The sequence below is a fragment of the Oceanibacterium hippocampi genome (assembly GCF_900172325.1).
Classification (GTDB): Bacteria; Pseudomonadota; Alphaproteobacteria; order Sneathiellales; family Sneathiellaceae; genus Oceanibacterium; species Oceanibacterium hippocampi.
In genome coordinates this window covers 63,450-89,348 of the sequence record NZ_FWFR01000004.1, presented here as the reverse complement: position 1 = coordinate 89,348, position 25,899 = coordinate 63,450, and the positions used below count along the sequence as shown (strand labels likewise).

The following is a 25,899-nucleotide window of genomic DNA, read 5'->3' as shown; positions in this document are numbered from 1 at the left end:
ATCCCGCTGACGCACAACCATCGCGGTGCTAGAAATTGGGGATGAGGAAAACGTCAGAGACCCATCCCCTGGAGATCGCCGCGGTTTCGGCTGGCCTCACCTGCGGGCGGGTCGGTATCACCTTCTGCCCGGGAAAATGCGACCCGCGAGCGATGAGCGGCCACTGGGATCGCGATATCGCCCTCGACCTAGACGCCGTCCGCGCCTGGGGTGCCGCCGCCGTCGTGACTCTGCTCGAGCAGAAGGAACTGAGCCTGCTACGGGTCGAGCGGATGGGCGATGAAGTGCGCCGCCGGCACATGCTGTGGTTTCATCTGCCGATCGTCGATGTATCCACACCGGACAAGGACTTCGAGCGGCACTGGCAGGGCGCTGGCGAACAGCTGCGCGGGCTGCTCCGGGACGGGCGCGATGTCCTCGTCCACTGTCGCGGCGGGTTGGGGCGGGCCGGCACGATCGCTGCCCGCCTGCTGATCGAAATGGGCACGGAGCCGGCGACAGCAATCCGGCAAGTCCGCCAGGTACGCCCGGGCGCGATCGAGACCCGCAGGCAGGAACAGTATGTCCTCGGGCTTGCCGGCCCGATCGGAGTCTGAATCGAGGAGACGGCCATGGACTGGTTCGAGAAGCTCACCGGGTTCAGGGAAACCGGCTACGAGGAGACCCGCTCCCGGCTCGAGGTCGAGGGCGGTTGGCTTCGCTCGCGGGTCAACGGCGCGCGTTACTGGATCGGCGACCTCGAACTGGCATCGCTGCAGACGCTGCGCGAGCGGACAGGATCGCCCGCCCTGCTGCCCGGCCGGCTTCGGGCCAGCGTCGTGAGCGGCGATGTCCGCTCCTTGCATCGCCTGCCCGAGAATGCCGGCGCGCTCTTCCAGGTCGCCTCACAATTCAACCTGCTCGAAATGACGGGCCCCGGCGTGACCCCGGAGCAGGGCGTCACGATTTACAAGGACGACCATACGCAAGGCCCGGCCTGTGCCATCGCCGCCGGCGCGGCGACCATCTACCGGAACTATTTCGCGCCCGTCGGCGACAGCTCGGGCCAGACCGCGACGCGACAGCTCGATGGCCTTGCCGAGCTCGGCGACGCCCTGGCAAAGGGCACGGGTCGGCCGGTCGCCGATCTCTGGACGATGCGTAACGGCTACGCATTGGCGACCCTGCCGGGACTGCGGGCGATCGCCGGATATCTGGAGACCTTGACGCCGGCCCGGATCGACGAGTTACGGGGACAGCTCCGCATCGGGCTCCACCGCGATGTCGAGGTCACCGATGCGATTGGACCGGATCGGCCACGGGTTTCGCAGGCATTCTGCTCGGCGCTGCCGGTCGCCTATGGCAAGCACCCGGTCGCCGAGTGGGCGCCGTTCGCGAAACTGGTCCTCGAAGCCGCCTACGAGGCGACGCTGCGCGCGGCACTGCTGAACGCGCAAGGCGGCGGATCCAATGTCGTGTTCCTGACTCTGCTTGGCGGCGGCGCCTTCGGCAACGAGATCGACTGGATTCACGGGGCGATGCGGCGCGCGCTCGGGATTATGGCGGACCGCGATCTCGACGTGTGCCTCGTGAGCCGCGGCATGCCGGGCGCGGAAACGCAGGCCGTCATCGACGCGTTCCGCTGACCTTTTCGCCGTCGCCAGGCTCCCGATACGTCACGCGTCTACCCATGAAACCGGCCCCGTCATTGTGGCGGCGGCAGGCAGCGACGGCAGGCTCAAAACGCCGCGGCGAAAATTAGTCACTTCTCCATCAAAATTGACTGATTTTACCCCTTCCAGCGTTTGAAACGGCCTCAACAATCGCTCCAGGGGGCCTATAGTGGTGCCGTGCGATCAACAACAACGAGGCCGACACAGGGAGGCCTCGGCGCCGGACGCCGGTGCCCCAACTGTGTATCTCGGGGAGGAGATGAAGATGTTGAAGTTGCCCCTATCCAGGCGAGCTTTTCTGGCCAGCACCACGGCGCTCGTGGCCGCGAACATGGTCGGGTTCTCACCCGACCTCATGGCGGCCACGCCGAAATCCGGGGGCACGCTGCGCCTTGCGGTCAACGAGACGATCGACACCTTCGATCCATTCACGACGAACGCGACCATCGTTCGCACGATGCACAGCCACATCTTCGAATCGCTCTATACCTATGACGGCAAGTACGGCCTGATCCCCGAACTGGCGGCCGGTCATTCGGTCAGCGACGACGGCAAGGTCTGGACCTTCACCATCATCGAGGGCGCCCGTTTCCACGACGGCAGCGTGCTCGAGGCCGAGGACGTCGCCGCAACCTGGGCGCGCTTCATGAAGATCTCGCCACGCGCGGCGACGCTGGGCGGCAACGTGACGTCGGTAAAGGCGGCCGGCAAGGATTCGGTGGTCTTCGAATTCTCGTCCGATCCGGGCCCCTTCCTCGAGAAGATCAGCACGCCTCATTCGGCCTTCAAGATCCTGCCGCGGGCAATCGCCCAGGCGGCGATGGACCGGCCGCTCGAGGACGGCGAAATAATCGGTACCGGCCCCTTCCTGCTGAAGGCATGGAAACGCGGCGAGAGCCTGACCATGGGCCGCTTCGACGACTATCGCGTCGATGAGCGCTACACCGGCGCCGACGGTCTCGGCGGGCGGCGCACGGCCCATGTCGACGAGGTCGTCTGGACCTTCATCTCGGAAGCCGGCGCACAGGAGGCGGGTCTGAAGACCGATCGCTTCGACTTCGCCGACAATGTGCCGATCGAGATGCGCGGCAGCCTGGAATCGACGGCGGGCTACTCCGGCACGGTGGTCAAGCCACTCAACTGGCTGAACATGATGGTGAACCATCACAATCCGCCGCTCGACGACGTCCGGATCCGGCGCGCCATCCAGATCGGCATCGACCAGGCACTGGTGATGGTCGGCACCATCGGCGATCCCGACCTGATCCGCCTGTCACCCGGCCTCGCCTTCGAGGAGCAGGTCTGGTTCTCCCGGGCCGGCGATCAGTACTACAACAAGAACGCCAAGGACGAGGCGCGCAAGCTCATCAGCGACGCGGGTTACGCCAATCAGGAGATCGTCCTGATGACGACGCGGACGATCAGCAATCTCTACAAGAGCGCGGTGATCATCCAGCAGGAACTGCAGGGCCTCGGCCTCAATGTCCGGCTCGAGGTTCTCGACTGGGGCGCGCTGCTCGCCCATGTCAGCAAGGACGAACTGCGGCCAAAATGGCACCTGTCCAGCATGGAGCACAGCATCCGGCATGACCCTTACGGCTGGGACCTGAACTTCCGTACCGACAAGTGGACGCCCTATGCCAATCCGGCCATGGACGCCGCCCTCGACAAGATCGCCAGGCTGCGCGATTTCGGGCAACGGAAAGAGGCCTTCGAAACCGTCCAGACGATCTTCCACGAGGATGTCGTCAACATCAAATGCGGCGACTATTTCGCCTGGCATGCCCATCGCAGCCACGTGAAGGGATACAAGAACTTCAACGGCTACGTCTTCTGGGACGTCTGGCTGGACGCATAGTCGACAGCGGCGGACAGTGAAGCGAATCCACCGAGGGTGACCGGTCGATGCTGAAGTTCATCTTCTATCGGGTCGTTTCGCTGACGCCACTCTGCGTGCTGATCGTCCTGATCGCGTTCGCGCTCCTGCAACTGATCCCCGGCGATCCCGCCGTGGTCATGCTGGGCGTGGACGCGACGCCGGAGCGGCTGGTGGCGATGCGCGAGCGGCTCGGCCTCGACCGTCCGCTGATCGAGCAGTTTCTCGCCTATCTGGCCGGGGTCGCGACCGGCGACCTCGGCCGCTCCACTTTCCTCAACCAGGATGTGCTGTCGGCGATCGGCGCGAGACTGCCGGTCAGCCTGCTGCTCGCGGCCATGAGCCTGTTCTGGGCGGTCCTGCTCGGGATCCCGGCCGGCGTCTGGGCAGCCGCCCGTCGGGGCAGCCTGATCGACCGTACGGTCATGCTGAGCTCACTGATCGGGATGTCCATCCCGAGCTTCTGGCTCGGCCTGATCATGATCATGATGATCGGGGTCTGGCTGGGGCTGCTGCCGACCGGCGGCTATGTCTCGCCATTCGACAACCCCTGGGAAGCCTTCACCCACCTGCTGCTTCCCTCGCTCAGCCTCGGCTTCATCCAGATGGCCCAGGTCGCGCGAATGACGCGCTCGGCCATGCTCGAGGTGCTGCGCCAGGACTATATCCTCGTTGCCCACGCCAAGGGTGTCTCCGAATTCACGATCCTGTTCAGCCATGCGCTGCGCAACGGCATGACCGGCATCCTCACGGTCATCGCGCTGATCTTCGCCGAGATCCTGGGCGGCGCGCTGGTGACGGAGCAGATCTTCAGCCTGCCCGGCCTCGGGCAACTCATCATCACCGCCGTCGGCTACCGGGACTACCCGGTGATCCAGGGCTCCCTGGTCGTGCTCGGCATTTCCTACGTGATCATCAACGCCCTCACCGATGTCGGCTATGGCGTGATCGACCCGCGGGTGAGAGAGAAATGAGCGGCGGGCGCACGACCGGGCGCAAGGGACGGCTGCATGCGTTCGGCCGCCTGGTCGCCGGGAATCCCCAGATCCTGTTCGGCGTCGTGGTCCTCGTCATGCTGGTCGCCGCCGCCCTTTTCGCGCCGCTCATCGCCCCCTACGGTCCGGCCGAGACGAACATTATGAACCGGCTAAAGCCGCCGAGCTGGGCCCACCTGTTCGGCACCGACGCGTTCGGCCGCGACGTCTTCAGCCGGGTCGTGCATGGTGCCCGCTACTCGGTCATCATCGGCGCGCTGACGATGCTGACCACGACCTTCTTCGGCACCGCGCTCGGCATCGTCTCGGGCTACCTGGGCGGCCTCCTCGACATGATCCTGATGCGGCTGACGGAAGCCTTCATGGCGATCCCGGCGATCCTGCTCGCCATCGCCCTGATCGCGATCCTCGGCAACAATCTCGGTAACCTGGTCATCGCCCTGACGGTCGCCTACGTGCCGCGGCTGGCCCGCATCGTTCGCAGCCTGATGCTGAGCCTGCGCGAGGAGCTCTACGTGGAATCGGGCCGCTCGATCGGCGCCCGGCCGCTCCGTATCGTCATTCACTACATGCTGCCGCAGCTTCTGCCGGCAATCCTGGTGCAGTCGAGCTTCATCATCGCCTATGCGGTGATCGCCGAGGCCGGCCTCAGCTTCCTCGGGGTCGGCGTGCAGCCGCCCGCGCCGTCCTGGGGCGGCATGCTCAGCGACGGCCGGACCTACATGGCGATCGCGCCGTGGATAACGATCTTCCCCGGGCTCGGCATCATGCTGATCGTGCTCAGCCTCAACCAACTGGGCGACGGCCTGCGCGACGCGCTCGACCCGCGCCTCAGAAACGTCACCTGACCCTGCAGCCTGGAGTTCTCGCCGACATGACCCTGATCCTTCGCGGTGGAAAAATCATCGACGGAACCGGCGCCGCGCCCTTTCTCGGCGACCTCGTGATCACCGAAGACCGCATTTCGGCCGTCGGCCCGTCCGCCGAGACCCCGCCGGGGGCCACCGTCGTCGATGCCACCGGCCACACCGTCCTGCCGGGACTGATCGATCCCCATGTCCATATCACCTGGGGCGAGACCATCACCAACCCACGCTCCTGGACCGCTTTCTCGACGTTGACGACCGAGCAGGAGGCGGGCTTTCTCGACGTCACCTCGAAGGCCGCCCGGCAATTCGCCGAGGGCGCCTATATCGGGCGCGAAACGCTGCGCGCCGGGTTCACCACGGTGCGAGACGTGGGCGTCGCCGCAGGCTACAGCGACGTGGTCCTGCGCGAGGCGGTGAAGAACGGTTTCCTGGGCGGGCCGCGCATTCTTGCCTCGGGTGGCGGCATCGCGATGACCGGCGGCCATGGCTGGGATCTCGGCGTCGTCGAGGCCGACGGTGTCGAGGCCGTGCGCCTGGCCGCCCGCACGCAGCTCAAGGCCGGCGCCGACGTGATCAAGATCTTCGCGACCCGCGCCGGGCTTGCCGGCGAGGTCCCGGGCGGACCGGAATTCTCCATCGAGGAGATGAAGGTGATCTGCGACGAGGTCCGCCAGCGCGGAAAGCACACGGCCGCCCACGCGGTCGGCGCCGAGGGGATCAAGCGCGCCGTATTGGCCGGCGTCGATACCATCGAGCATGGCTGCTACATCGACGAGGAAGCCGCCGAGCTGATGGCCGAGCGCGGCACCTGGCTGATCTCCACGCTGCATCCCTACGACCGGCAGGCGACACGGGCGACAGCGCTCGGCTATCCGCCCTATGCGGCGGCCCGTTCGGCCGAGATCATGGAGGTCTATCCGCGCAACCTGCGCATGGCGATCGACCGCGGCGTGAAGACCGCGCTCGGCTCCGACAGCGGCATCCCGGGCCTGACACCCCATGGCGAGAACGCCCGCGAGATCGTCCTGTTCTCCCGGCTTCTCGGCGTATCGCCCGTGGAGGCGATCCATCGGGCGACCGGCGCGGCCGCTGAATCGATCCGGATCGGCGGAACGGTCGGCACCCTCGTACCCGGGAAACTGGCCGACGTGCTGATGGTCCGGGCCGACCTGGAGACGGATATCGAGGCCGTGCTGGACCTGGACAACATCCGCTACGTGATCAAGGAGGGCGCCACCGTCATCGCCAACGGCGAGTGGAAGATTTGACCGGCCGGAACGCGCGGTCAGCTGTCGACGAAGCGGCGGATCGGGAAGCGGGTCGAGTTCTTGACCCGCCGGATCGCGACCAGGGTCTTGAACTGCTTGATGTTGCCGTTGTCGTGGAACAGCCGCGAGATGATCTCGTCATATTCCTCCATGTCCGCGACATGGACGAAGAGGACGAAGTCGGCGTCCCCGGTGACGTAGTAGCAATGGGAGATCTGGTCGCATTTCAGGACCGATTTCTTGAAGAGCTCGATCAGGTCCGCCCGCTCGCGTTCGATATTGACCTCGACGATAACGGTCATCGTGCGGCCGAGCGCGGCCGGATCGATGATCGAGACGTCGGCGATGATGACCTTCTCCTCCCGCAGCCGCCTGACCCGGCGAATGCAGGTTGCAGGCGAAGAGTTCACGCGTTCCGCCAGTTCGGCCATCGAGAGCTGGTTGTTCTGCTGCAACTCGCCGAGAAGGCGCAGGTCAAGCTCGTCCAGTTTCGCCGCCATGCCGCCTTCGCTCCTCCGGTTGCGCAATTCTGTCCGTGATCAGAATCGCAGAATATTTCACGATCTTGAATTGCGCGATCAAACTCTCCGCCCAATCAGATCCATGAACACCAGAATCACAAGAAAAATGATGGATATCGCATTATGACGAACGAGCATGGATCAGCGGGCGCGATCGGAACCGGCGAAAAGTTGGCTTCGCCGCCGGCGCCGACTTACGCGGGCGTCCTCGCCGCGCGCGATCGGATCAGCCGGCATCTCAACACGACGCCCCTGGTCCGCTCTGCCGCGCTCTCGGCCCTGCTCGGTGCGGATGTCTGGATCAAGGCGGAATCGGTTTCGCCGATCGCGAGTTTCAAGGCGCGCGGCGCGCTCAATCACATTCTGCAGGCCCGCGAATCCGGTGACTGCGAGACCGCCGTCACCTCGTCGACCGGCAACCACGGCCAGGGGGTCGCCTATGCCTCGGCGCTGGTCGGATTGCGCGCCGACATCTTCCTGCCGCTCGGCAGCGTCGCGATCAAGCAGCACATGATCAAGCTCTTCGGCGGTACGGTGCACGAGATCGGCCATGACATCGACGCCGCCAAGGACCATGCCCGACGCTTTGCCGGCGAACACAAGGCGACCTTCGTCGATGACGGCGAATCCATTGCCGTCGTCGAGGGCGCGGGAACCGTCGGGTTGGAGATCGCCGAGGCCCTGCCGGACATCGATCGCGTCTACACACCGATGGGAAGCGGCACGCTGGCGACCGGCATCGGCCTCTCGGTGCGAACGGTACAGCCGTCGGCGGAGGTGATCGCCGTGCAGTCGGAAGGTTCGCCCGCGATGGTCGAAAGCTACCGGGCCCGTGCCGCGATCGAGCGGCCGATCGACACCTTCGCCGACTGCATCGTCTGCCGCGTGCCCGCAGACCTGGCATTGCGCGGGATCATCGAATGGATCAACGATTGCCGGCTGGTGACCGACGACCAGTTGCTTTCCGCCATGCACACGATGCTGATCTGGGGGCATCTGCTGGTCGAGCCCGGCGCCGCCTCGCCGCTCGCCCGGGCCTACGTGGACCGGGACGAGATCCGCGGCAAGCGGGTCGTCCTCGTCGCCTCCGGCGCGAATGTCGGCAGCGAGATGATCGGGCGCGCGCTTGCCGCGCCAGCCTTCGGCATGGCCTGACCGGACGACGAACCGGGATTGGGAGCGTGACAATGGACAGCATCGGCATTCTCGAGCGACTGGTCGGTTTCAACACCGTGTCGAGCGAGAGCAACATGGCCCTGATCGACTGGTCGGCGGACTTCCTGTCCGGGGCCGGGGCCCGGGTCTCGGTATTGCGGGCCCCGGACCAGCCGAAGGCGAACCTGTTCGCCACGCTCGGGCCGGACGAGACGGGCGGGATCATGCTGTCCGGCCATACCGACGTCGTGCCGGCGGATACCGGCGAATGGACGAGCGATCCGTTCCGCCTCGTCCGCCGCGACGACCGGCTCTACGGCCGGGGTTCAGCCGACATGAAGGGTTTCATCGCCTGCGTTCTCGACTGGATGAGCAGGCTCGACGCCCGGACCCTGCCGGTTCCGGTGCATGTCGCGCTCTCTTATGACGAGGAACTGGGTTGCCTCGGCATCCCCGGCATGATCGCCGAGTTCGGCCGCACCTTGCCGACACCGCGGCTCGCCATCGTCGGCGAACCGACCGGGATGCAGCCGATCGTCGGGCACAAGGGCTACCGAACCTTCGTGACAACCTTCGAGGGCGAGCCGGCCCATTCAAGCCGGCCGGCACAGGGCGTGAGCGCGATCCGGCTGGCCGGTGCCTTCATCCAGGCGCTCGAGCGGCTGGCCGGCGAGCTATCGGTCCGGCGCATCGACAGCGACGGCATCGATCCGCCTTACACGACGCTGAATATCGGACGCATCGCCGGCGGCGAGGCCGTCAATGTCGTGCCGGCGCGTGGCCGCATCGAGTGGGAAGCGCGCCCCGCGGCCGGTACCGACGTGGCGGCCCTGCTCGTCCGCCTCGATGAACTGCTCGCCGAGGTCATGCCGCCCGATCTGGCCGACAAGGCAGGGCACGGGCGGATCACCACGAAAGCGGTCGCGGCGGAGCCTGTCTTCTCGGCCCCGGCAAGCGCCGCCGCCCGACTGGTCGCGGAACTGACCGGCATCAACCACGGCGGCCATTGCCCGTTCGGAACGGAAGCCGGCTTCTTCCAGGAAACCGGGATCCCGACCGTGGTCTTCGGACCCGGCAGCGCCGAACAGGCGCATATTGTCGACGAGTTCATCGAGGTCAGCCAGATGACCGCCCAACTCGCCTTTCTCGACGCGCTGGAGGGTCGGCTCCGGCGGCGTGGGCTCGACGACCTGTGACAGCTGAAGGACCGGGACTATGACGGGGCACGACGGCCGGCCGGTCATCTCTGACGGCGCGAAGGATTCCGGGGCGCAGCCGCTACTGCGCGTCGACGACCTCGCGGTCGCCTTCGGCCGCGGCAAGTCCGCCGTCGAGGTCGTGAACGGACTCTCCTTCTCGATCAACGAGGGGGAGACGCTCGCCCTCGTCGGCGAATCCGGATCCGGCAAATCGGTCTCGGCGCTCGCCGCCGTCGGTCTCATCGAGGCGCGCGGCGGCCGGGTCGCGACCGGCAGCGCGCATTACAGCGCGACGTCAGGCGAGAGCGTCGATTTCGCGCGCGGCACGGACAGCAGGCTGCGCCGCCTGCGCGGCCTGGAGATCGGCATGATCTTCCAGGATCCGATGACGTCGCTGAACCCGCTGTTCCGGATCGGCGACCAGATATCGGAAGCGGCCCGCCTTCATCAGGGGCTTACCCGGCGGCAGGGCCGGGCGCTCGCGATCGAGATGCTGAAACGGGTCCGCATTCCCGACGCCGAACGCCGGCTCGACCAGTATCCGCACGAACTGTCCGGCGGCATGCGCCAGCGGGTGATGATCGCGACGGCCCTGTCCTGCAATCCGCGTCTCCTGATCGCCGACGAGCCGACGACCGCGCTCGACGTCACCGTCCAGGCGGAGATACTCCTTCTGATCAAGCAGTTGCAGCAGGAGACCGGGACCGCCGTCCTGTTCATTTCCCACGACCTGAGCGTGGTCAGCGAGATCAGCGACAAGATCATCATCATGCGGAACGGCCGCAAGGTCGAGGAAGGGACGACCGAAGAGGTCCTTCTGCGGCCGCACGAGCCCTATACGCAGATGCTTTTGAGCGCCGTGCCGCGGCTTGGCGAGACCGCCGGAAAGACCGGCCCCGTCCGTATCGCGGTGACCGGGGGGGTACCGACGGCGTCACGTCCCGCCAATGATGCGACCGACCGCTCCGACGTGCCGGGGTCGGCCGCGCCGGGGCAGCCCCTGCTGCGCGTCGAGAACCTGACCAAGCGCTTCGAGATCCGGCGCGGGCCGTTCCGGCAGCTCGCAGCCGTCACCCACGCGGTCGAATCCGTCAGCTTCGAGATCGCCGCCGGCGAGACACTCAGCCTCGTCGGCGAGAGCGGCAGCGGGAAATCGACGACCGGGCGCTGCATCCTCCGCCTGATCGAACCGGATTCAGGTCGGGTCACGATGGGCGGAACCGACATCCTGGCGCTCTCCGGCAGGGAGATGACGGCCCGGCGCCGGGACATGCAGATCGTCTTCCAGGATCCCTATGCGTCGCTCAACCCGCGCAAGACGGCAGCTGACCTGGTCGGCGAGCCTTTGCTGATCCACCAGGGCGCGAGCGGCAGCCTGCTCGACGACCAGGTCGAAAGCCTGTTCCGCCGGGTCGGCCTGCTGCCCGAACACCGGGACCGCTACCCGCATGAATTCTCCGGCGGCCAGCGCCAGCGCATCGGCATTGCGCGCGCCATCGCGCTCAAGCCGAAACTGATCGTCGGCGACGAGCCGGTTTCGGCCCTTGACGTGTCGATACGGGCGCAGATCGTCAACCTGATGATCGACCTGCAGGAGGAGTTCGGCATCTCCTATCTCTTCATCTCGCACGACATGGCCGTGGTCGAACGGATGAGCCACCGGATCGCGGTCATGCGGGCCGGGCAGATCGTCGAGATCGGTGCGCGCGGGAATGTCCTTGCCGACCCGAAGCATGCCTACACGCGAAGCCTGATGGCCGCGGTCCCGACGATCGACCCGGGGCGGCGCAACCATCATGCCGCGCTTTCGGTCGAGGTACCCCGGTCGGCGATGCGGCCACCGGGCTGGAACCCGCCGCCCCTGCATTTCGAGAGCGCCGGCGACGACCATGCCTACGCCGTCGAAGAACCCGAGCGGAACGCGTGAGCATACCCGACACCGACCCCCGCATTCCCGTCCTCGTCCTGACCGGCTTTCTCGGCAGCGGCAAGTCGACGCTGCTCAGGCCGCTCCTCCAGGCGCCGCAGTTTGCCGGCGCCGCGGTCATCGTCAACGAGATGGGCGAGATCCCGATCGATCACCTGCTGATCGATTATCCGGGCGAGGACATCGTGCTGCTCGACAACGGCTGCCTTTGCTGCGCGTTGCGGAGCGACCTGTCGGAAGCGCTGGAGCGGCTCTACCGGACCGCCGCGCGGGACAACCGGACGATCCCCTCGGTACTGGTCGAAACCACAGGGCTCGCCTCACCGGCACCGATCGTCAGGACCTTCGCGACCGAGCGCAATGTCAAGGCGCGCTTCCGCCTGGCGAGCCTCGCCGCCGCCGTCGATGCCGAGTTCGGCGAGGCAACCCTGAAAGCGCATCAGGAAGCGGTACACCAGGTTGTCTTCGCCGACGAACTCGTGATCACCAAGGCCGACAAGGCCGAGCCGTCACGATTACAGGCGCTTTCCGACGAGATCCGCCGCCTGAACCCGCATGCCCCGATCCGGACTTCGGGCAAGGACCCCGAGCGTCCCGCCGACCTGCTGTGGGAGCGCATTCCGAGCGCGCTGCCGGCGGAGCGCTGGGCGCGCCTGCTGACCGGACCCCAGGCAGCCCATCACCACGCGCACGGCGTCGAAACCTGCGCGTTCGAGGTGACGGAACCGTTCGACTGGCCGCGCCTCGCCGATTTCCTCGGACGGATCGTCGACGAGCTGGCGCCGGCCCTGCTCCGCTGCAAGGGCGTGATCAACATCGCAGGAGTGGAGAAGCCAGTGGTCATCCACGGCGTTCACCACATCTTCTACCCGCCGGAAACGCTCGAGGAATGGCCGGATGCGAGCCGCCGTTCCAGGCTCGTCTTCATCCTCGACGGCGCGAACCGGAGGAGCCTGCTCGACATCTTCGCCGCCGCCGGGATCGCCATCATGGAGTCCCGCGCCGCGTGACCTCGGACCAGGTAGGCGGCTAGCAGAAATACCGGGCGGGTGTTTCGCCGAAGGTCTTCTTGAACGCCTCGATGAAGGCACTCGTGCTTTCGTACCCGACGTCCAGCGCCACATTCGTGACCGACTCTCCCTGGCCCAGCAAGGCGAGGGATTCGATCAGCCGCAACTGGCGGCGCCACATGGCGAACGACATCCCCGTCTCGCGCATGAACATCCGGGCCAACGTCCGGGAGCTGACTGCGGCGACCGAGGCCCAATATTCCAGTGGCCGAACGTCCGCCGGATTTTCCATCAACGCCTCACAGACCCGCTGCATGCGCTCGGACGTCGGCTGGGGCAAAAAAACCGGACCGTCGGAGAAATCGCGCAGCTCTTCGAACAGCAATGTGTTGATCGCCTGACGCTGTGTGTCGGTGGCAATCTGCTCTGGTTCTTCCGCAAGACGGATGATCAATTCGCGCAACAGGCCGCTAACTCGGAGCGCGCTGCATGTCGTCGGCAAGCTCCCTGAAATCGAGTCCGAAATCAGCAGGTTGCGAAGCGAAACCGATGTCAGAGTGACCAGGCGATGTTCGATCGGAGCCGGGATCCACATCGCGCGCTGCGGCGGTAACACCCATTTTCCGTGGCCAACATCGACGGCCATCACGCCACTGCTGGAGAATACCAGCTGCCCGTTATCGTGCCGGTGCAATTCGACCGAAGTGCGCGCCGGCAGGTCCATCGCCACGCCCGAGACGGGCACCGGGACCTTTCTGCGTTCGAGATCGGCGATAGCTTCCGCGGAAATTGTCCTGTTCGACATATCAGTTGGCAATCCCAACGCAGATTCACGGGGCACAAGTTTAGCACAATTGAGTATATCAGGAAGGCGTCGATTGACGACCTGATGCGCAAATAACATCGGCAAAGGAATGTCGAGAATGCGGCACCGCAACATTCACGGTGCCTACAAATGTGGGAGGAAACGATGCTTAATAGTATTCCAAAATGCATTACTATCTTCATCTTGCCGCTGGTTCTGATTTTTTCGGCAATCACTCTCAGTTCAACGCGCGCTGCCGAGTTCGATTGGCGTTTCCAGAACAACTGGGTGGAGACCCGCTGGGAATCCAAAATGCTCAACGAGTTCGCGGAGAGAGTTCACGAGAAATCCAATGGTCGACTGAAGATCGCCGTGTTCAGCGGCGGCTCGCTTGGCATCAAGCCGGCCGACCATTTGCAGGCGCTGCGGAGCGGCGCCGTCCAGATGGCCGTGCTCTATCCGGGATACCTGGCCCGCGACGTGCCCGAGGTCGCCAACGCCTTGCCAAACGGTGCGGTCTACAGCGACAGCGAGGCCGTCGCCCTCAATCCGGTCCTGATGGACATTTATCGCAAGGGTTATGAGCGCTGGAACGCCGTCACGGTCGGCTGGCTCAACACCCCGCCCTACAGGCTTTCGATCTTCTGTAACGAACCGATCCGGAGCCTCGCCGGGCTGTCCGGCAAGAAGCTACGGGTCTGGGTCAAGGACGTCATCGAACCGTTCAACGCATTGGGCATTCGCGCACAGCTCATGCCCCAGGACGAGCTGTACGTGGCGATCCAGACGGGTGTCGTTGATTGCGCGATTCACAGCCTGGCGATCGCGTCGACGTTGTCGCTTCAGGAAGTTACCAACTACGCGGCGCCCATGTTCACCCTGTCCGGCCTCTCCGCGGTTGCCGTGAGCAAGCGTCACTGGGAGTCCTTGCCCGCCGACCTGCAGGCAGTCGTCAATGAGGCTGGCGAGTGGCTCTACGCCAAGACCGAAACCGCCGGACTGGAAGTCTCCCGGGATCTCGAAACGAAGGCCGTCGAGACGTTCAATGAAACCGGAGAAATTAAGGTCCTCGACGACTTCTCCACCGAGGACAAGAACGCCTTCTACAACGAAGTCGTGAAAACCTGGCTCGAGAATACGAGCAAGGCCGGCGATGAACAGGTCGCGAACCGCAACAACATCATGACCTCGCTGAAGGAAATACGTGCGAGGATCAACTGAGATCGGACGCGATCCTGCGGTCGGGATGCGGCAAGGCGTGGGAGCCCCACGCCTTGCCCGCCGCCGTACAGCGAAGGACCCGCGAGATGACGCCCGGTCTTCAGGCCGGCCACAGCAACAATCGGGACGCGGAGTTATCCAATGTCTGACGACGGAACCGGCCGGGGGGCAACATTGCGCGAAGCCCCGAGCCAAATCTTTCTGATTCTGGCAACGGTAGCCTTCTCGGCCATGGCGATCTTTGTTGTGGCAAGCGCGGCGGCCAGATACATCGCTGGCGCCCCCTTTCATTTCACCGAGGAGCTTGTCGGCCTGTTGTTCCTGATCGGAACATTTCTGACATTCCCCCATGCGGCGACCAGCCGCGACCAGATCCGCATGACGCTGTTCGTGGAGATGCTGCCTCGACGGGCGGGAATGTTCTCCGGGCTATTCAGTTCGCTGATCGTCAGCATTTTCTCCGGCTGGTTCTGCTACGCACTGGGCAAATATGCCTACACGGCCTTCCAGTTCAACACACGGACCGAGCAGGCCGAAATCCTCATCTGGCCCTGGATGTTGCTCCTCGTCGTCCTGATCGCCAGCGGCGGACTGATCGCGCTCGTCAATTTCGTGCATCTGGCATCCGGTCGACGCGCCGATGATCCGGACAACCGGAACAACGAGGCGCCGACGCCATGATCTGGTGGATCCTTTCGGTCGGCGTCTTCGGATCGATCGGCGCCGGAGCGGCCGTCGGCGCGGCACTCGGTATCGTCGGCATGATCATCCTGCAGGTCTATGTTGGCGGGGCCACCGACCTTGCCGTTCTCGCCGTTCAGAACACGCTCGGGAATTTTACTCTGAGTGCCCTGCCGATGTTCATCATTATGGGTGAAATTCTCGTCGCCAGCGGCCTCAGCCAGCGTATCTACACGGCGCTTGCACCGCTCTTCTCCCGGGTCCCGGGCAGGCTGCTGCACACGAATATCGCCGTTTGCACCGCCTTTGGCTCGGTCAGCGGGTCCAGCGTCGCGACGGCGGCTGCAGTTTGCGCGGTCTCCTACCCGGAACTCTCGAAGCGCGGCTACGACAAGTCTGCCATCTTGGGCAGCATCGCCGGCGCAAGCACACTCGGGCTGCTCATTCCGCCGAGCCTGTCACTCCTGCTCTACGGCGCCTGGCAGGAGGTTTCGATCGGCCAGCTCTTCCTCGCCGGCATCGTTCCCGGGTTGGTGCTGAGCCTTCTATTCATGATCTATGTGGTGGTCGCCTCGCATCGCAAGGCCATCGTCCCTCTCACCGAAGTGGCGCGGGAGAGCGACGGCAATCCCCTCAGGCACCTGGTCAAGCTCTGGCCACTGGTCATCCTTGCGATCGGCGTGCTCGGGACGATCTATCTCGGCGTGGCGACCCCAACCGAGGCGGCAGGCCTTGGTGTAATCCTGTCGATCCTGCTCGGCGTATCGATCGGCGATCTCACCGTTTCCAAGCTTGCGCAGGCGCTGCACCGGGCGACCGTCAGCATCAGCGCGATCGCCTTCGTCCTGATCGGCGCGGTCATCCTCGGCCAGTCGATCAGCATTCTCGGCCTACCGCGACAGGTCATCGAACTCGCCACCGGCCTGGGTCTGGGCCCCTACCAGATGATCACCTTTGTCGCCCTGTTCTACCTGATACTGGGTTGCTTCTTCGACGGTATCACCCTGATGCTGCTGAGCCTGCCGTTCCTGTTTCCACTCGTCGTATCGCTCGGCTTCGACCCGGTGTGGTTCGGGGTCTTCGTGACCATCATGATCGAGATCGGCCTCATCACGCCGCCAATCGGCATGAATCTGTACGTGATCGCGGCCCTCACGAAGCGGGAAGTATCGGTCGAGGCGATCGCCCTGGCGGCGCTCCCCTACTGGCTAATCCTGCTGTTCGGTGCCGGCCTTCTGGTCGCATTCCCGAGCATCGCCCTGTTCCTCCCGCGCCTGGTCTACTGACCGGCGAGTGGTGGTCGAGACACGCTCGTCGCATCCGAAATCCGGGCCGAAAGCCGGCCCAGTCAGGTCGCGACAGACCCGGCCTTTCGCTCAGTGCGGACATCGATGATCATGGATCGAGTTCAGGCGGATCTAGTCGGATGGAAAATTCTTAGGCGCTACTCAGGGCGGGCAACAGCACGCTGGCCCAGCAGGATCTTCTTCGCCTCTTCCGTCATGGTTGGCTTGCCGCCCTTCAATTCGGTGCCGAGACGAAACCCCCGGTTCAGCGCCGGCCGGGCGGCCAGAGCGTCCAGCCATCGCTGGACATTCGGAAATTCGGCGATCCGGATGCCTTCCTGACGGTGCAGCCGGAACCATGGCCAGCAGGCCATGTCCGCAATCGAATAGTCGCCGGCGATATGGCTTTCCCCCGCGAGGGCATGATCGAGAACGCCGTAGAGGCGGTGCAGTTCATTGGTGAAACGCTCGGTAGCATAGGCGATGCGCTCGGGTGCGTAGTCGGTGAAATGATGGACCTGGCCCGCGGTCGGACCGACAGCGCCGACCTGCCAGAATACCCACTGGAGCACCCGGAATTTCCCCTCGACATCCGCCGGGAGGAACCGACCGTGCTTCTCCGCCAGGTAGGTCAGGATCGCGCCCGACTCGAAGATCGCGAGAGGCGCGCCGGAGCCGGCCGGGTCGTGATCAACGATCGCCGGTATCTTGTTGTTCGGACTGATCTTGAGAAACTCGGGCGCGAACTGTTTGCCCTCGCCGATACTAACCGGCTTCAAACGATAGGGGACGCCGAGTTCCTCAAGCAGGATCGATACCTTCCAGGCATTGGGTGTCGGCCAGTAATAGAGATCGATCATGAGCCCTGCCCCTACACCAGGTAGTTCAGGCAGCCCGTATCCTTGAGCACCTCCTCGATACTAGCCCGATCATCCGCCGAGAGCCCGGCGAACTCGCTGCGCAGCCACTCCAGGCATTTCCGCTGATAGCGGAATACGCCCTGCGTGTAGGGCCGGCCATAGGCACTGAAGGTGAAGGTCTTCCGCCCTTCGTCGAGCGCCGCCGCATTGGCGGCCAGGAACGGTAGATAGACGTCGCCGACCATACCCAGGAGTTCGACCACGCTCTCCGGGAGCGGATCCTCCGGGTCATACCAGTCGCCGGAGACGCCAGACGCCTCGTCCAGCCGCTGCAACCAGTAGATCGTCCCCGGCGCCCGTTCGGTCATGATCCGTCCCGGCGACGGGTCGTTCCAGCAGGTGAACAGGGCTCCGTACCATCCGAAGTCGGCAAGCGACGGTCTGCTTCCGAACAGGAACGACTGGCGCTCGTTCATCCGGTTGGTGATATCCAGAACCCGGTCGTAGGTCTCGATAACCAGCGGCCCGTTTTCCGGCGTCACGCCGACCAGATCCATACGATGCACCTGCCGCTCACGGAACTGCTTCGCCGCCTCGCCGAGAAGTTGATCGGGGACGCCGCCGCCCATGATCTCGGCCATGATGAAGCGGCTTCTGAATTCGCCGTCGGCCTCGTTGCTCCAGCGATACCAGAAGGCCATCTTCATGCCCCACTCGTCCGCCATGTCTTCGAGCAAATGAGACAGGAACGCTCTCGCCGCGCCGTCGGGGATGACGGACCGGTGGCCGGGATGCAGGTCTTCCAGCTGATAGGCCAGGACCGTTGAGTCGGTCCGATAGCTGCCGTCGTGCGGAAACCGCAGGACCGGGATAACCGGCGGCTTCACGTCGCGCAGTTCGTCGCGGACCTCGACATAATCGGGTGCCCAGTCATAGCCCGCCCCGATCCAGTCGAACGGCAGATGCCGATAACGCAGCAGGGCGCGAACCTTGGCGGCATAGGGGGACCCCAGAACACCGTATAGGCGATATCGATCAGCGTGCATGTCTGCTCCTGATTAAAATTGTTTCAAGGAACGGTCGAAAGCAGCGCCAGTTCAACCGACGCGGCGGGACTGGCCCTGCCAGTAACGTTCCCTCAGCACCTTCTTGTCGGGTTTTCCGAGCGGCGTGAGCGGCAATTCGTCCACGAAATCCACCGATTTCGGCGCCGCGACCGAACCTTTCTTCTGCTTGACGAGGTCGGTGAGAGCCTGCCCGGTCACAATGCCACCGGGCCTGCGCACGACGATTGCCTTCACCGCTTCGCCCCATTTCGGGTCGGGAATGCCAATCACGGCTGCCGCCAGGACTGCCTCGTGCGCTGTCAGGACATCCTCGATCTCGCGCGGATAGACATTGAATCCGCCGGAAACGATCATGTCCTTGCGCCGGTCGACGATATAGATGAAGCCGGCTTCGTCCTGATGCGCGAGGTCTCCGGTGTGAAGCCATCCATCCTTGAGCGCTTCCGACGATTCCCCGGGCCTCTTCCAGTAATGCTGCATGATCGACGGGCCGCGGAAACAGATCTCGCCGATCTCGCCCTGCCGGACCGGAACACCGTCCTCGTCAAGAAGCCGGACGGTGATCCCGGCCAGCGGACGGCCGCACGAGGCAAGGCGGGCGAGGTCGCCGGCAACATGTTCGCCTCGGCGCATCGCGCAGGCGAAATTCGGCGCCTCCGACTGCGAATAGATCTGCATGAAGATCGGCCCGAAGCGCCGAAGCGCCTCGTCGAGCCGGCTGGGTGAGATCGCCGAGCCGCCGTAGATCACGAGTTCCAGGTCGGGCAGCGTCCGGTCGCTGGCCTGATCGAGCAACAGGTAGATCATTGTCGGCACGAGGAACGTCGCGGTAATCCGATGCCGCCGCGCATCTTCGTAAAATTTCTCCGCGTCGAAACCAGCGTGCAGATAAACCGTGCCGCCGCGCAGGAGGATCGGCACGATCATGCATCCGGAGGCGTGCGTAATCGGCGTCGCGCACAGGAAGCGGATGTCCGCCGGCCATTCCCATTCCGACAGGCAAAGCATGGCGTTGAGAACCATGCACCGGTTCGTCAGGACCACGCCCTTGGGTTTTCCGGTGGTCCCGCCGGTATAGAGCATCGTGACTACATGTTCGGGTTCCGGGATGTTGGGGGGCACCACCTCTGACTCTTCGTCGGCGTCGTTCGCCAGTTCGAAGATGTCGGAAAGGCTCAGTACCTTGGAGAGACCCTCGACATGGCTCCGCAGATAGTCCGCATTGGCGGAATAGCGCCCCGCCTGGAAGACGAGAATCCTCGCCTCGGAATCCTGCAGGATATAGGCATGGTCGTCTTCCGCCCCCAGCGGGTGGAGTGGAATGAAGCGGAAACCTCGAGCATAGGCCGCCAACTGGAGAACGACTGCGTCGATCGAGTTCTGCGAGAGCTGCGCGACTGCCTCACCCCTGCGTAGTCCCAGACGCTCAAGTGCCGACCCGGCTGCCAAAATCCGTTGGCCAAGCTCGCGATAGGATAATTGACGGTCGCCTTCGACCAACGCCACGCGTTCGGGAAAGCGGGCCAGCGCGGTCCGGACAAGATCGCCGTAGCCGGGCCAGTCGTGCAGGGTCGGAAATTCCATGAGATGCCAGTCCATTGCCAGTACGGGAACCAGCCTACCTCCCGACCTCGGGACGCATCTCGCGGGGCAGCGCCAATCGATATCGCCCGTCGGCCAAACTGGTTTCAGCCCTAAATCGCGAGCACGCGACACCAGCGATCAACCCGCACTTCCTTCAAACAAAGGAAAGGCCGCCCCTTGAGGCGGCCTTTGTGTCGACAAGTCGGGCGGTAGTCCGGGCCCGGACCGCTAGTCGCCAGTCTCGAGCCCGCACTCGCGCAGCACCTCGGCGGTATGTTCGCCGAGTGTCGGCGGCGCCACGGTCGGCTGGTCGGCGCGCGATCCGTCGAACGTGACGGGACGGCGCAGGGCGGTGAGGTCGCCCTTCTCCCGGTGCGACAGCGTCATGAAACTCGACAGATGCTGCACCTGCGGATCCTCGAAAACCTCGGGGATCGAGTTCACCGGCGTGAAGGGAATGTCGAACTGCTCGAGCCGCTGTATCCAGTGGAGACGGGGATGCTCGGCGAAGATTCCGCCGGCGATATCGAGCAACGCCTCGTAGTTTTCGACCCGTCCGACAAGGGTCGCGAATCTCGGGTCGTCAACGAGGTCGGGCCGGCCGATCGCCTCGGAGAACTGCATCCAGAACTTCTGCTGCGACGCCATGTGCGTGGCGAGCATCTTGCCGTCAGCGCATCGGAAGGCATAGGCCTGCGAATTCTTGATCCGCAGATAGGCGTCAGCGACCTCGCCGTTCTGGGTGTAATAGGCGAACGGCTCGGGCATGAAGGCCATCGTCGCGTCGAGCATGTTGACGTCGACGCTGCGCGCGACGCCGGTCCGCTCGCGCTCCAGCAACGCGGCCATGATGCCGTAGCAGGCATATTGCCCGGTCACGTTGTCGGAGATCGTCGTGCCCGCCAGGCGCGGCTTGTCGGGATCGAGGAACTGGCTCGACATGCCGCTCAGGCCCTGCGCGATGGCGTCGTAACAGGGCCGGGACGAGTAGGGTCCGCCCCGACCGAAGCCGGTGATCGAGCAGCGGATCAGGCGCGGGTTGAGCGCCCGCAGGCGCTCGTCCCCGAATCCCAGCCGCTCCATCACCCCGGGGCGGAAATTCTCGATCAGGACATCGCTGCCGGTCACGAGTTTCTCCAGAAGCCGGCGCCCCGTTTCCGATTTCAGCGAGATGGCAACGCTCCGCTTGTTCCGGTTGTAGGAACAGAACTGCGCGCTGTACTCGCCGCCCCCGTAACTGCGGAACGGATCGCCGCCTTCCGGATTCTCGATCTTGATGACGTCCGCGCCCATGTCGGCCAGAAGCATGCCGGTCAACGGACCCGTTATCATCGTCGACAACTCAACCACACGAAATCCCGCCAATGGCCCCGGCATCGCGCTTCTCCCCCGCATCAGGCTCGATTCAGGACGGTCTGTCTCAGCCCTTCTCGCGCTCGTCGCGCTTCTTGAACGGGGCGTAGACCGGCTTGTAGCTCTTCTCGTCGATGAACTGTTGCAGCCCCGTGTTGTAAGAGTTCTCGGGGTCGGAAACGCGAATGGCGTCCTTCTTGACCTGCATGTAATCGGCCGCCTGACCGAAATCCATCTGCCGGACCTGGCGGATGACCTGCTTCGTCGCACGCAGCGCGGCAGGGCTCTTCGACATCAGCTTGTGCGCCAGCTTGGTCACTTCCTCGCGGATCAGTTCCTTCGGAACGGCGTAGGTGATGAGGCCGATGCGGGCCGCTTCCTTGCCGTCGAAGGGATCGCCGAGGCAGGCATAGTAGAGCGCCTGGCGCAGCGGCACCGCGTCGGCCAGCGCCTTGCTGACCATGCCACCCGGCAGAATGCCCCAGTTCACCTCGGACAACGAGAAGGTGGTGTCCTCGCAGGCAATGGCGAAGTCGGTCGCCAGCATGTGCGTGAAGGCGCCGCCGACGCAGAAGCCCTCGACCATCGCGATCGTCGGCTTGTCGAACATGTAAAGCCGATCCCACTGCCAGCGGTTGGAAATACCCCGGATGCGCTTGGCCTCGGCAGGGTTCTCGTCGAGATCGCGGAAATATTCCTTGAGATCCTGGCCGGCGGAGAACACGCCGTCCGCGCCGGCAATGACGACGACCTTGGTTTCCGGATCCGCTTCCAGCTCGTCGAGCGTCGCGTGCATCTCCAGATGCAAGCCGGGGCTCATGGCGTTCTTCTTGTGCGGCCGGTTCAGATAGGTCCAGGCAATGCCGTCCTGCTTCTCGACCTTCACAAATTCACGCTTCGGTGCACTCATCGGATTTAGCTCCCAGACTGAAAAAGGTTGGCCGTTGCGGCCGGTTTCGGTACGCGGTCTATTTCCACCAGACCAGACGGCGATCGATGACGACGAGTATGCCGTAGGCGATCATGCTCGCCGTGGAGGCCACGATGATCGCGGCCCACAGGGTCAGGAACTCGATCTGCTGGGTGGATTCGTAGATGATTCGGCCGAGGCCTTCGTAAGCGCCCAGCATCTCGGCCACGATGGCGATGATCATGCTGCGCACGACGGCGACCCGGAGGCCGGTGATGATCGCCGGCAGTGCCGCCGGCAAGCGGAGCATCCAGGCGATCCGGAACGGCCCGGCGCCGAAGCTTCGCAGCAGATTGACGCCCGCCGCATCGACGGACTGCAGCCCCTGAAGGGCGTTGACGAACACGGTGAAGCCGGCCGCGAGGATGACCATCGCGATCTTCGAGGCCGGGCCCATGCCGAACCAAACAAGGCAGAGCGGTGCGTAGGCGACGACGGGAACCGAGTTGATCGCCACGATGACGGGCTTCACGACGCGCTCGATCGTCGGGACCAGGACCATCGAAAGGGCGAGCAGGATGGCGGCGACGGCGCCCACGGCGTAGCCGGCACCGGCGACCGTGAGCGTCGCCCGAAGCCCGCGCATCAGGAACGGGAACTCGCTCCAGATCGCGCCACCGATGCTGGCCAGCGGCGGCAGGATGAACGGCGGCAGTGCGAATATCGCGATCGCCGCTTCCCAGAGGCAGCCGATGATGAAAATCCCGAGAGCGAGGTAGCCGGCCCGTGCCACGATCAGTACTCCGTTCCCCACCAGACATACCGCCGGGCGAACCAGGCGACGATGCCGTAGAGCCCGGTTCCGAGAAGCCCGCAGAAGACGATAATCGACCAGAGCCGCACCATGTCCTCGGCATACATCGCCTGCACGAGCAGGATCCCGAGGCCGACGGTATCACCGAACCACTCGCCGACGATGGCGCCGATCAGGCTGAGGCTGACGCCCAGCAGCAGCGATGCCATGATGCTCGGCAGCGCCGCGGGCAGCCGCAGGCTCCAGAAGATCTTCCAGGACGAGGCACCGAAGGCTCGCAGGAGATCGACCCGCTGCTGATCGACGGACAGCAGGCCGCGATGGGTGTTCACCGTCACCGGGAAGAAGGTGAGGTAGAAGGCGATCACCACTTTCGACATGATGCCGTTTCCGAACCACATGACGACGAGCGCGCCGAAGGCGATCACCGGCACGGTCTGCGACACCACGAACAGCGGAAAGAACATCTTCTCGAATATCCGAACCTGCGCGAAGACAGCCCCGGCCACGAAACCGAAGGCAGCGCCGAACACGAGGCCAAGCAGGGTCTCGGTCAGCGTTCTTCGGACGCCCCTGAGAAGGATTTCGAGATTCGCCCAGATGTCCGCCAGAACCGCGGTAATCGGCGGCAGCAGCATGTTCGGCGAGGCATTGGCCCGGGCCAGCAGCTCCCACGCGATCAGAACGATGACAATCGCGGCGACCGGCGTCGCCTGATTCCGCCAGGACGTCATCCCCGCTCGTCCTGGGACATGAACGACTTCATGCTCTCTTCCTCGATCGCTTCCATGAGGTCGGCCTTGATCGCGAGGAACTCCGGCGTCGTCGTCACATGCGGATCGCGCGGACGCGGCAGGTCGATTTCCCGGCTGAGCTTTATCCGGCCCGGACGGGCAGTCATGACGACAACTCGGTCGCCGAGGAAGATCGCCTCGTCCACGTCATGGGTGATGAACAGGATCGATCGCCGGTGCCGTTGCCAGATCCCGAGCAGCCAGCGCTGCATCATGACACGGGTCAGCGCGTCCAGCGCGCCGAACGGCTCGTCCAGCAGCATCAGGTCGCGTTCGAACAGGAAGGTACGCATCAGGGCGACGCGCTGGCGCATGCCGCCGGACAGCTGGTGTGGATAATGCCGCTCGAATCCGGCGAGGCCGAATTCCTGGAACATCACCTGCGCCTTCTCGCGCGCCTCCTTCCGGCGCATGCCTTCGACCTCGAGCGCGATCACGGCATTGTCGATGACCCGGCGCCAGGGCAGCAGCAGGTCGCGCTGCGGCATGAACGACACCGTTCCGAGCAACTCCTTTCCCTGGCGTTCCTCGCCCTTGAAATGGATCTTGCCGCCGGTGTCCGCGTCGAGCAGCCCTGAAACGATATTGAACAGCGTGCTCTTGCCGCAGCCGCTCGGCCCGACGAGGGTGACGAACTCACCCGGCCGGACCGCGAGATCGACCCCCTCGATAGCGACGACCTTCTGGCCGCTGCTATCGAAGGTTTTCGTGAGCTGCGCCAGCTCGATGATGGGCGAACCGGCCGATGCTTCGGCTTTGCCCGTCACGGCAAGGGCCTCGTAAGGCTTGTCGGTCTCAACACGGTCCAGCGCGCTCCCAGCCATTTTGATATTCGGTCCAGATGCTTACGGCTTCTTGTAGGCATCCGGGACGGCAGCCCAGAAGCTCGTATTCATCGCATCGTCGAGCTTCACCGTTTCGGGCAGTTCACCCTTTTCGATCAGGTAGGCGCGCACACCTTCCAGTTTCTCCCGGTCGAGGACAGCGATCCCCTCGGACGTACCCTTGTCGGCAACCATCAGCTTGCTGACCCCCTCGAGCATGGCGGCCTGATGCGCCCGATCGAGGCTCGGCGCCGCTTCCATGAGAATGTCGATCGTCTCCTCGGGATTCTCATGGGCGTATTTCCAACCGCGGATCGAGGCATTGAGGAAGCCCTGAACGACCTTCGGCTTGTCCTTGATCATCGTTTCGTTGGTGATGATCGTGTCGCTCGGGAAGCTGACGCCATACTCTTCCGCCTCGAACACCGTGATGTCGACGCCGCGATTCTTCAGGACGATCAGTTCGTTGAACATCATCACCGTTGCGACATCGACCTGCCGGTCGACGAACGGGGCAAGCGAGACCGCCTGCGGGACGACCTTGACGTCATCCGCTGCGACGCCCTCCTTCGAGAGCACCGCGTAAAGCGTGTTGTGGGCGCCGGTAAAGAAGGTGGAAACGGTCTTGCCCTTGAAATCCTGCGGCGACTTGATGCCCGAATCCGCATGCGCGATATAGGCGGACGGGGTCCGCTGCAGCATCATGCCAATGCCCACGTTCGGCAATCCCTTGGCGCGGCTCTTCAGCATGTTCTCGGCGCCGCCAGCGACCGCGAAGTTCTCCGCGCCCGACGCGACGAGCGACTCGCCGTTCAGGTTCGGTCCGCCGGGATTGATCGTGAGGTCGAGACCTTCTTCCTCGTAGAATCCCTTCGCCTTGGCCACATAGAAGCCGACGAACTGGGCCTGCGTCAGCCATTTCAGCCGCATCGAGACTTTCTCGAGCGCCATCGCGCTGCTGATTCCCGACACCATGACCGCCGCCGTGGCAACTCCCCCCAGAACGGTCATCATGAACCGCCTGGATATCTTCCGCTCCGATACTCGCATCACCCTGTCTCCCTGGTTAGGACAGCCCCGGATCTGCCTTCTCCGACCGCCAGTTTCCTGTCGGCCAGGATCGACCGATGCGTCCGGATCCTGTCGCATCGCTTGCCTGTTCGGCCCCCTGCAGGCCGCTTCTGTCTTTTGCCGTGTCGGGCCGGGAATATTTTTCGTTTCCGGCTTT

Annotated in this window: 24 protein-coding genes; 13 read left to right on the top strand and 11 right to left on the bottom strand. The window is 64.3% G+C overall.

Going from position 1 to position 25,899, the window contains the following annotated elements:
* The first annotated feature begins 41 nt into the window (after positions 1–41).
* The 6 genes from OCH7691_RS19285 (at position 42) to OCH7691_RS19260 (ending at position 6,660) form a co-directional block, all read left to right on the top strand.
* Positions 42–596: a cyclin-dependent kinase inhibitor 3 family protein gene (locus tag OCH7691_RS19285; protein ID WP_085885241.1), complete on the top strand. Its 555-nt coding sequence runs from the start codon at positions 42–44 to the stop codon at positions 594–596.
* 15 nt (positions 597–611) lie between these two features.
* A complete protein-coding gene (locus OCH7691_RS19280) occupies positions 612–1,625 on the top strand; it encodes a hypothetical protein (RefSeq protein ID WP_085885240.1) in 1,014 nt (337 codons plus the stop codon).
* A 292-nt stretch (positions 1,626–1,917) separates the two neighbouring features.
* Positions 1,918–3,510: an ABC transporter substrate-binding protein gene (locus OCH7691_RS19275; protein ID WP_176245169.1), complete on the top strand. Its 1,593-nt coding sequence runs from the start codon at positions 1,918–1,920 to the stop codon at positions 3,508–3,510.
* 47 nt (positions 3,511–3,557) lie between these two features.
* A complete protein-coding gene (locus OCH7691_RS19270; protein WP_085885238.1) occupies positions 3,558–4,502 on the top strand; it encodes an ABC transporter permease in 945 nt (314 codons plus the stop codon).
* Positions 4,499–5,371 (top strand): ABC transporter permease, encoded by an 873-nt coding sequence (locus tag OCH7691_RS19265; RefSeq protein ID WP_085885237.1) that lies wholly within the window; start codon positions 4,499–4,501, stop codon positions 5,369–5,371. The genes OCH7691_RS19270 and OCH7691_RS19265 overlap by 4 nt, the downstream gene beginning before the upstream one ends.
* A 26-nt stretch (positions 5,372–5,397) precedes the next feature.
* Positions 5,398–6,660, top strand: a complete 1,263-nt coding sequence (locus OCH7691_RS19260; RefSeq protein WP_085885236.1) for a metal-dependent hydrolase family protein — start codon at positions 5,398–5,400, stop codon at positions 6,658–6,660.
* A 17-nt stretch (positions 6,661–6,677) separates the two neighbouring features.
* Here the strand turns inward: OCH7691_RS19260 and OCH7691_RS19255 are convergent, their stop codons facing one another.
* Complete coding sequence (locus OCH7691_RS19255) at positions 6,678–7,160, bottom strand: Lrp/AsnC family transcriptional regulator (RefSeq protein WP_085885235.1); 483 nt, start codon at positions 7,158–7,160, stop codon at positions 6,678–6,680.
* Positions 7,161–7,304: 144 nt separating this feature from the next.
* Here OCH7691_RS19255 and OCH7691_RS19250 point away from each other — a divergent pair, with 144 nt between their 5' ends.
* From OCH7691_RS19250 to OCH7691_RS19235, 4 genes are read left to right on the top strand one after another with little or no spacing between them, the layout of a single operon-like run.
* The gene (locus OCH7691_RS19250) at positions 7,305–8,336 is read left to right on the top strand and encodes a threonine ammonia-lyase (protein WP_085885234.1); all 1,032 of its coding nucleotides are present in this window, start codon (positions 7,305–7,307) and stop codon (positions 8,334–8,336) included.
* Between the two features lie 32 nt (positions 8,337–8,368).
* Positions 8,369–9,532, top strand: a complete 1,164-nt coding sequence (argE, locus tag OCH7691_RS19245; protein ID WP_085885233.1) for an acetylornithine deacetylase — start codon at positions 8,369–8,371, stop codon at positions 9,530–9,532.
* A gap of 19 nt (positions 9,533–9,551) precedes the next feature.
* A complete protein-coding gene (locus tag OCH7691_RS19240) occupies positions 9,552–11,462 on the top strand; it encodes an ABC transporter ATP-binding protein (RefSeq protein WP_085885232.1) in 1,911 nt (636 codons plus the stop codon).
* Positions 11,459–12,472 carry a CobW family GTP-binding protein gene (locus OCH7691_RS19235; protein ID WP_085885231.1) on the top strand — a complete coding sequence of 338 codons (1,014 nt, stop codon included), beginning with the start codon at positions 11,459–11,461 and terminating at the stop codon, positions 12,470–12,472. Before OCH7691_RS19240 ends, OCH7691_RS19235 begins: the two co-directional genes overlap by 4 nt.
* Before the next feature lie 19 nt (positions 12,473–12,491).
* On the opposite strand, the gene OCH7691_RS19230 is transcribed toward OCH7691_RS19235, so the two are convergent.
* Positions 12,492–13,277 carry an AraC family transcriptional regulator gene (locus OCH7691_RS19230; protein WP_176245168.1) on the bottom strand — a complete coding sequence of 262 codons (786 nt, stop codon included), beginning with the start codon at positions 13,275–13,277 and terminating at the stop codon, positions 12,492–12,494.
* A gap of 165 nt (positions 13,278–13,442) precedes the next feature.
* Here OCH7691_RS19230 and OCH7691_RS19225 point away from each other — a divergent pair, with 165 nt between their 5' ends.
* The 3 genes from OCH7691_RS19225 (at position 13,443) to OCH7691_RS19215 (ending at position 16,465) form a co-directional block, all read left to right on the top strand.
* Entirely contained in the window at positions 13,443–14,498 is a 1,056-nt protein-coding gene (locus tag OCH7691_RS19225; RefSeq protein ID WP_176245167.1) for a TRAP transporter substrate-binding protein, read from the top strand.
* Between the two features lie 141 nt (positions 14,499–14,639).
* Entirely contained in the window at positions 14,640–15,179 is a 540-nt protein-coding gene (locus tag OCH7691_RS19220; RefSeq protein WP_085885228.1) for a TRAP transporter small permease, read from the top strand.
* Positions 15,176–16,465 carry a TRAP transporter large permease gene (locus tag OCH7691_RS19215; RefSeq protein ID WP_085885227.1) on the top strand — a complete coding sequence of 430 codons (1,290 nt, stop codon included), beginning with the start codon at positions 15,176–15,178 and terminating at the stop codon, positions 16,463–16,465. Before OCH7691_RS19220 ends, OCH7691_RS19215 begins: the two co-directional genes overlap by 4 nt.
* A 158-nt stretch (positions 16,466–16,623) precedes the next feature.
* Here OCH7691_RS19215 and OCH7691_RS19210 read toward each other — a convergent pair whose 3' ends face one another.
* The 9 genes from OCH7691_RS19210 to OCH7691_RS19170 form a co-directional block, all read right to left on the bottom strand.
* Positions 16,624–17,325 (bottom strand): glutathione S-transferase N-terminal domain-containing protein, encoded by a 702-nt coding sequence (locus OCH7691_RS19210; protein WP_085885226.1) that lies wholly within the window; start codon positions 17,323–17,325, stop codon positions 16,624–16,626.
* Positions 17,326–17,336: 11 nt separating this feature from the next.
* Positions 17,337–18,371, bottom strand: a complete 1,035-nt coding sequence (locus tag OCH7691_RS19205; RefSeq protein ID WP_085885225.1) for a glutathione S-transferase N-terminal domain-containing protein — start codon at positions 18,369–18,371, stop codon at positions 17,337–17,339.
* A gap of 51 nt (positions 18,372–18,422) precedes the next feature.
* Positions 18,423–19,976, bottom strand: coding sequence for an AMP-binding protein (locus OCH7691_RS19200; RefSeq protein ID WP_085885224.1), 1,554 nt, complete (start codon positions 19,974–19,976; stop codon positions 18,423–18,425).
* Between the two features lie 228 nt (positions 19,977–20,204).
* Positions 20,205–21,353 carry a CaiB/BaiF CoA transferase family protein gene (locus OCH7691_RS19195; protein WP_085885223.1) on the bottom strand — a complete coding sequence of 383 codons (1,149 nt, stop codon included), beginning with the start codon at positions 21,351–21,353 and terminating at the stop codon, positions 20,205–20,207.
* A gap of 43 nt (positions 21,354–21,396) precedes the next feature.
* Entirely contained in the window at positions 21,397–22,239 is an 843-nt protein-coding gene (locus OCH7691_RS19190; protein WP_085885222.1) for a p-hydroxycinnamoyl CoA hydratase/lyase, read from the bottom strand.
* 58 nt (positions 22,240–22,297) lie between these two features.
* On the bottom strand, positions 22,298–23,053 hold the full coding sequence (locus tag OCH7691_RS19185; protein ID WP_217808152.1) for an ABC transporter permease: 756 nt from the start codon (positions 23,051–23,053) through the stop codon (positions 22,298–22,300).
* Positions 23,035–23,787 (bottom strand): ABC transporter permease, encoded by a 753-nt coding sequence (locus OCH7691_RS19180; RefSeq protein WP_085885220.1) that lies wholly within the window; start codon positions 23,785–23,787, stop codon positions 23,035–23,037. Before OCH7691_RS19180 ends, OCH7691_RS19185 begins: the two co-directional genes overlap by 19 nt.
* A complete protein-coding gene (locus OCH7691_RS19175; protein WP_085885219.1) occupies positions 23,784–24,671 on the bottom strand; it encodes an ABC transporter ATP-binding protein in 888 nt (295 codons plus the stop codon). The genes OCH7691_RS19180 and OCH7691_RS19175 overlap by 4 nt, the downstream gene beginning before the upstream one ends.
* 21 nt (positions 24,672–24,692) lie before the next feature.
* Positions 24,693–25,721, bottom strand: a complete 1,029-nt coding sequence (locus OCH7691_RS19170; protein WP_085885218.1) for an ABC transporter substrate-binding protein — start codon at positions 25,719–25,721, stop codon at positions 24,693–24,695.
* Between the last annotated feature and the right edge of the window lie 178 nt (positions 25,722–25,899).